This window comes from Pseudomonas sp. CCNWLW23, from assembly GCF_037095675.1.
GTDB classification, from domain to species: Bacteria; Pseudomonadota; Gammaproteobacteria; order Pseudomonadales; family Pseudomonadaceae; genus Aquipseudomonas; species Aquipseudomonas atacamensis.
Genome location: NZ_JBAWKM010000045.1, coordinates 2,163 through 7,460 on the forward strand (window position 1 = coordinate 2,163; position 5,298 = coordinate 7,460).

The 5,298-nt window shown below is 62.0% G+C and carries 5 protein-coding genes; all 5 read right to left on the minus strand.

Annotated elements, in window-relative coordinates:
* Position 1: 1 nt before the first annotated feature.
* A complete protein-coding gene (locus V8J63_RS27515; RefSeq protein WP_125926248.1) occupies positions 2-1,375 on the minus strand; it encodes a PepSY-associated TM helix domain-containing protein in 1,374 nt (457 codons plus the stop codon).
* Positions 1,376-1,526: 151 nt separating this feature from the next.
* Positions 1,527-3,647 (minus strand): TonB-dependent copper receptor, encoded by a 2,121-nt coding sequence (locus V8J63_RS27520; protein WP_336464959.1) that lies wholly within the window; start codon positions 3,645-3,647, stop codon positions 1,527-1,529.
* Positions 3,648-3,731: 84 nt separating this feature from the next.
* Positions 3,732-4,178 carry a DUF2946 domain-containing protein gene (locus V8J63_RS27525; protein ID WP_336464960.1) on the minus strand — a complete coding sequence of 149 codons (447 nt, stop codon included), beginning with the start codon at positions 4,176-4,178 and terminating at the stop codon, positions 3,732-3,734.
* A gap of 21 nt (positions 4,179-4,199) precedes the next feature.
* Positions 4,200-4,679 carry a copper chaperone PCu(A)C gene (locus V8J63_RS27530; protein ID WP_073471757.1) on the minus strand — a complete coding sequence of 160 codons (480 nt, stop codon included), beginning with the start codon at positions 4,677-4,679 and terminating at the stop codon, positions 4,200-4,202.
* A gap of 48 nt (positions 4,680-4,727) precedes the next feature.
* The gene (locus V8J63_RS27535) at positions 4,728-5,126 is read right to left on the minus strand and encodes a DUF2946 domain-containing protein (protein ID WP_073471760.1); all 399 of its coding nucleotides are present in this window, start codon (positions 5,124-5,126) and stop codon (positions 4,728-4,730) included.
* Between the last annotated feature and the right edge of the window lie 172 nt (positions 5,127-5,298).

Sequence of the window (5,298 nt, forward strand, 5' to 3'; positions counted from 1 at the left end):
ATCAGCGCGGTAGATCGACGGTGCGCCGGGCGACTCGTGGCAAGACGAACCGGTCAAGCAACCACACGAACAGCAGCGAAGCCCCCACCAGCGGAAACACCACCGCCAGCACCAGCATGATCGCCACGCCGGTTTTCCATGTCGGCAAATCATGGCGCAACGGCGGCACACCGAACTTGCCTTCAGGCCGACGCTTCCACCAGATCACCACGCCGCTTACGGCGCTGAGCAGAATCATCAGGCAGATCAGCAGCACGACGATCTGGTTGAAGGTGCCGAACATCTTGCCTTCGTGGAGCATCACGCCGATTTCCGTGGCGCGAGCAACGGTGCCGTAGTGCTCGAAACGCACATCGGCGAGAACCTTGCCGGTGTACTGATCGATATGCAGGGTGGCGTCGTTGCGCGGGTCATCGGCGAATACGGCAATGGTGAACACGCCGGTGGCGGTAGTCGGCAGGGTGATGCTGTAGCCGGGCTCCACCTTGCGCTCACTGGCGATGTTCTGCACATCCTGCAGGCTGACTTCGGGTGCAGCGGGGCCGGCATGGGCATTGCCGTGATTCATGTGTTCGGCGTGGTCGCCGGACATCGGCATCGGTGTGTTTTCCATCGCCCACGGCACGGTCTGGCGGGTCGCGCTGTTGAGGCTGCGTGCCTCGATGTCGGAGGTCGGCACGTTGTCCCACATTGCGGCTGGAAACACGTTCCACACCTGCGCGTATTGCTTGCCCCAGAAACCGGTCCAGGTCATGCCGCTGAGCAACATCACCAACAGCAATGTCGCGCCCCAGAAACCGGTGACGGCATGCAGATCGCGCCACAACACTCGACCGCGGCTGTTCAAACGCGGCCATAGAATGCCCGCCGCCTGACCGCGCGGCCACCACAGGAACAGCCCCGAGACCACCAGCACCACGCCCCAGCCAGCGGCCATTTCGATCAGCCGATCGCCGACCGTGCCGATCATCAATTCGCCGTGGATCGCACGGGCGATGGCTTGCAGATTCTGCTTGGCATCCTGCTCGCCGAGGATGTCACCGTGGTACGGATCGACGAATACGTTGAGTTCGTGACCAGCGTTTTTCACCACGAATTGCGCGCTGCGTTCGGCATTCACCGGCGGCAGGTACTGAGTGACCTGGCCTTGCGGATAGGCAGCTTTCACCCGTTGCAGCAGGTCATCGGCCGGCACCGTGTGGTGCCCGACCGGTACTTCGAGCAGGCTGCTGTACATCAGCAAATCGAGCTGCGGTTTGAACAGATAAATGATCCCGGTCAGGGCCAACATCACCATGAACGGCGCGACGAACAGCCCGGCATAGAAATGCCAGCGCCAGGCCAGGTTGTAGAAATTGGGTTGAGGCTTTTGCATCACGAGTGCTCCGCTTGGCTTGGTTCTTTTCGTTGTCTGTTTACCTGTGGGAGCGAGCCTGCTCGCGAAGGCGTCATGCCAGACGACATCACTGTTGAATGCGCCGGCCTCTTCGCGAGCAGGCTCGCTCCCACATGGGTAGGTGTTGGTGTCAGAAACTCATATCCACTTTGGTCCAGAGCGTGCGCCCTGGTTCATTAATTGCCTGTGGGTCATTGGCCGGGTAACCGAACCCGGCGTTGCCAGCCAGGTTCAGGTGCTCGGCGTAGGCTTTGCCGAACAGGTTGTCGACGCCGCTGCTGACCTTCCAGTGCTGGTTGATGCGGTACGCGCCGTTGAGCGAGAACACGCCGAAGCCCGAGCTCTGGGCGTAATCCTTGCCGACCACGTTGCCCTTGTTCGCGTCGATGCGGTGCTGCGCGGCGACCACTCGCCAGAGTGCGCCGGCGCTCCACTTGGCCTCGCTGTAGGTCAGGCCGAAGCGCGCATCCAGCGGCGGCATCTGCGGCAGGGCCGAGCCGTCGCTGCTGTTCTTGCCCCAGGCATAGGCCAGGGTCGCATCGGCTTTCCAGTTGTCGGTGAGGTTGTAGGCAGCACCGAGTTCGCCACCCATGATCCGCGCGTCGATGTTTTCGGCGCGCGAGGTGCTCATGCCCATCATTCCCGGCGTGTAGTCGAACAGGATGTAATCGCGTACCACACCGATGTAACCCGAGGCCCAGGCTTCGAGGTCGGCGCTCCTGTAGTTCACGCCGAAGTCGAACTGCGTGGTCTTTTCCGGTTTGATCGAGTCGAACGCATTGACCGATCCTGCCGGGCCGGACTTGGGTGAAAACAACTCCCAGTAATCCGGAAAGCGTTGCGCGTGACCGAGGCCGGCGTAGAGCGTGGTCGGGCTGTCGGCGAGGTCATGCTCGTAACGGATGAAGCCGCTGGGCAGGGTGTCGGCGCGGGTGTCGTCGGCGGTCGGGTTGGGGCGGGACATCATCCCCGACCCGGTGGTCTGCCGGTAATCCTTGGCCGAAGCACGGTCGACACGGGCGCCAGTGATCAAGCGATCACGCTCGGCGGCGTACCAGGTCATTTCGCTGAACACGCCGTAGTTATGGAAATCGGCGTCCTTGCTGTACGGCAGGTCCTTGTAGGTATCGATGCCCATTGAGCTGCGCTGGCGGTGCTCGTTGGTCTGTGCGTCGAGGCCGGTGATCAGCTGAACATCAGCCCAGCGCCAGGTTGCTTTGATCCGTGCACCGAGGGTACGGCGGTCGACGTTGGACGCCATGGGCCCTGCCATCATCCCGGTGCCGGACGGGGTGCGCAGGGTGTAATTATCCATCACATGGTCGGCGTAGTTGTAGTAGACCTGTGCCTCAAGTTTTTCCAGCACCTCGCTGATGTTGGATTTCTCGAAACGCAGGCCGAGGCTTTCGCGCAGGAATTGCGAACCGTCCATGCCGCGCCCGGCATACCGCGCCTCGCCGTCGCCCTTGCCGGCGGTGAGTTCGATCAAGGTGTCGGCATCCGGCGTCCAGCCCAGTGCGACATCGCCGTTCCACTTGTCGTAACGCGAGGCGACGATGTCGTTGTTGCCATCGCGGTAATCGTCGGAATGCGCAGTGTTGCCGATGACGCGCACGTAGCCCAACGGACCGCCGGCAGCCGCGTCGACAACCTTGTCGAAACGCCCATGCGAGCCAGCCAGGATGCTGGCGTTGACGCGAGTGCCGAGTTCGCCGAAGTTCTCCGGCTCACGGTCGAACAGCACCGTACCGGCCGATGCGCCCGGACCCCACAGGACGGTTTGCGGGCCTTTGATCACCGTGAGTTTGTCGTAGGTTTCCGGTGAAATATACGAAGTCGGCGCGTCCATCCGGCCAGGGCATGCGCCGAGCATCATGCTGCCGTTGGTGAGGATATTCAGGCGCGAACCAAACATCCCGCGCAGCACCGGATCGCCGTTGGTGCCGCCATTGCGCACCAGAGCGAAGCCGGGAATGGTCTTCAGGTAATCGCCACCGTCACTGGCCGGCACCGGTTGGCGCGGATCCTTGGGGTTGGTGACGATCGTCAGTGGCGAGCTCGGGGCGATGGCAGTGATCACCGTCGGGCTCAATTCACTTTCGTGGCTCGCGTGATCATCAGCCAACGCCAGCGGTGTCAGCAGTACGCCGCAAAGGACGGCAATCGCGTGCCTGCAACGAATCCGCGATTCATTCAGGGCAAAGTGCGCGCGGGCAGATTCCGCGCAGGGGACAGCAGTAAACCTGGACATGACAATTTCCATCGAACAGTCGTAAACACCACGGCCGGCAGCCTGGAGCTGTCTTCTCAACCGTGTGCAATCAGAGGTGCGTGTTTACGTGGCGATGGGCGGGGCGCGGGTGCGGGCGCCGGGGAAGAAGGGTTGGCGGGCATGGCCCAGACGCGGGGAGGATGGGGTAAAGGTGTTCGGTGGCGGGATGTTGCAAGCGACGAAATCGCCGCCGCCGGTCAGTGCCGGGCAGTTAAACAGCAGGCTGCAATAGCCGCATTTTTCCCACAGCACGTGATGCGAAGATTGCGGCGGGCAATGATCGGCCGCAGGCTGGGCTGCATGGCCGCTGTGATCCATGCCGGGCATGTCCATCGACATGTCCATGCTCATTGGCATCGACGTCGAGGCGTGGTGATCCATCGGCATCGACTGAGAAATCAGTGGACCGATGAAGATCATCAGCATGGCGAACAGGGCGATCCAGCTGCCACGCGTCAGCGCTTGAGTCTGACGGTGATGCGGGACGGGCCTGGCGCGCAACGAGCGCATGGGCGAAGTCAGCCGGGTCGGTTACTGAGCGTGCACGTGGCCCTGAGCGGATTCCGGCGCTTTCTTCTGCACGGCAACTTCAACGCTGACGTCACCGGCCTTTTCGAAATGCAGGGTCATCGGGAAACGCTTGCCGTCGCTGAGCAGACTGCGATCGCTCGGGTTGAGCAGCATCACGTGGTAAGCCATCGGCGCGAAGGTCACGGTGCCGCCGGCGGGGATTTCCACGCTCGGTACTTGCTGCATCTTCATCAGATCGCCCTGCATCACGTGCTCGTGCAACTGCGCTTGTGCAGCGATGGGCGAGTCGACGCTGAGCAGGCGATCGGCGCTTTTGCCGGTGTTGTGGATGATGAAGTAGGCGGCGACGGTCGGCGCATTCGGCGGCAGTTCCTGCGACCACGGGTGGGCGATTTCCAGCGCACCTGCCTTGTATTCATGGGCATGAGCGAAGCACGCCGGCAACAACAGCGCAGCGAGGACGAAGAGTTTCTTCAACATGGCAGTTCTCCAGAACGATTTGAAACGCGGATTTGTGGCGCGAACAAATCAGACCAGAGGGGAAGCACGGGGATTGAGACTCGGCCATTGCTGGCGCGGCGTCGGGGCTTGCAGGGAGACGGGCGCAACGCTGCGGTTGCTTTCAAATTGCGCGAAATACAGCTGCGGCGAATGCCCCGGCAGCGCCAGCAATGGCGCCCCACCTGAGCAACACCAGCAGTGCTGCATGTTCGAATGGCTGTCGTTCTGCGGGGCCTTCTGATCCGTGGCACCGATGTCGATCGCCACCATCTTCATGCCGCTGCCGGTGCAGAAACTGCTCCAGAGTATCTGCTCGGCCGGTGAACTGGCCGCCTGCGCCATCGCCCCGCTCAGCGGCATGGCGAGCATGTTGAACAGCACTGCAAGGCAGGCGATCCAGGCAAATGCTAACCGGCGTCGGTTCATGGGACAGGTCCGTTGGGTGGGCGATCAGGCGCGGCCCATTTAGCCTGATCAGGGCCGATAAGTAAAAAAGCGTCGTGCGGTTTGGTGTCGCAGTGAGCTGTTAAAGGAGTGTAGCTACTTGAATTTGCAGTGCCAGACCTGACGCCTTCGCGGGCAAGCCCGCTCCCACAAA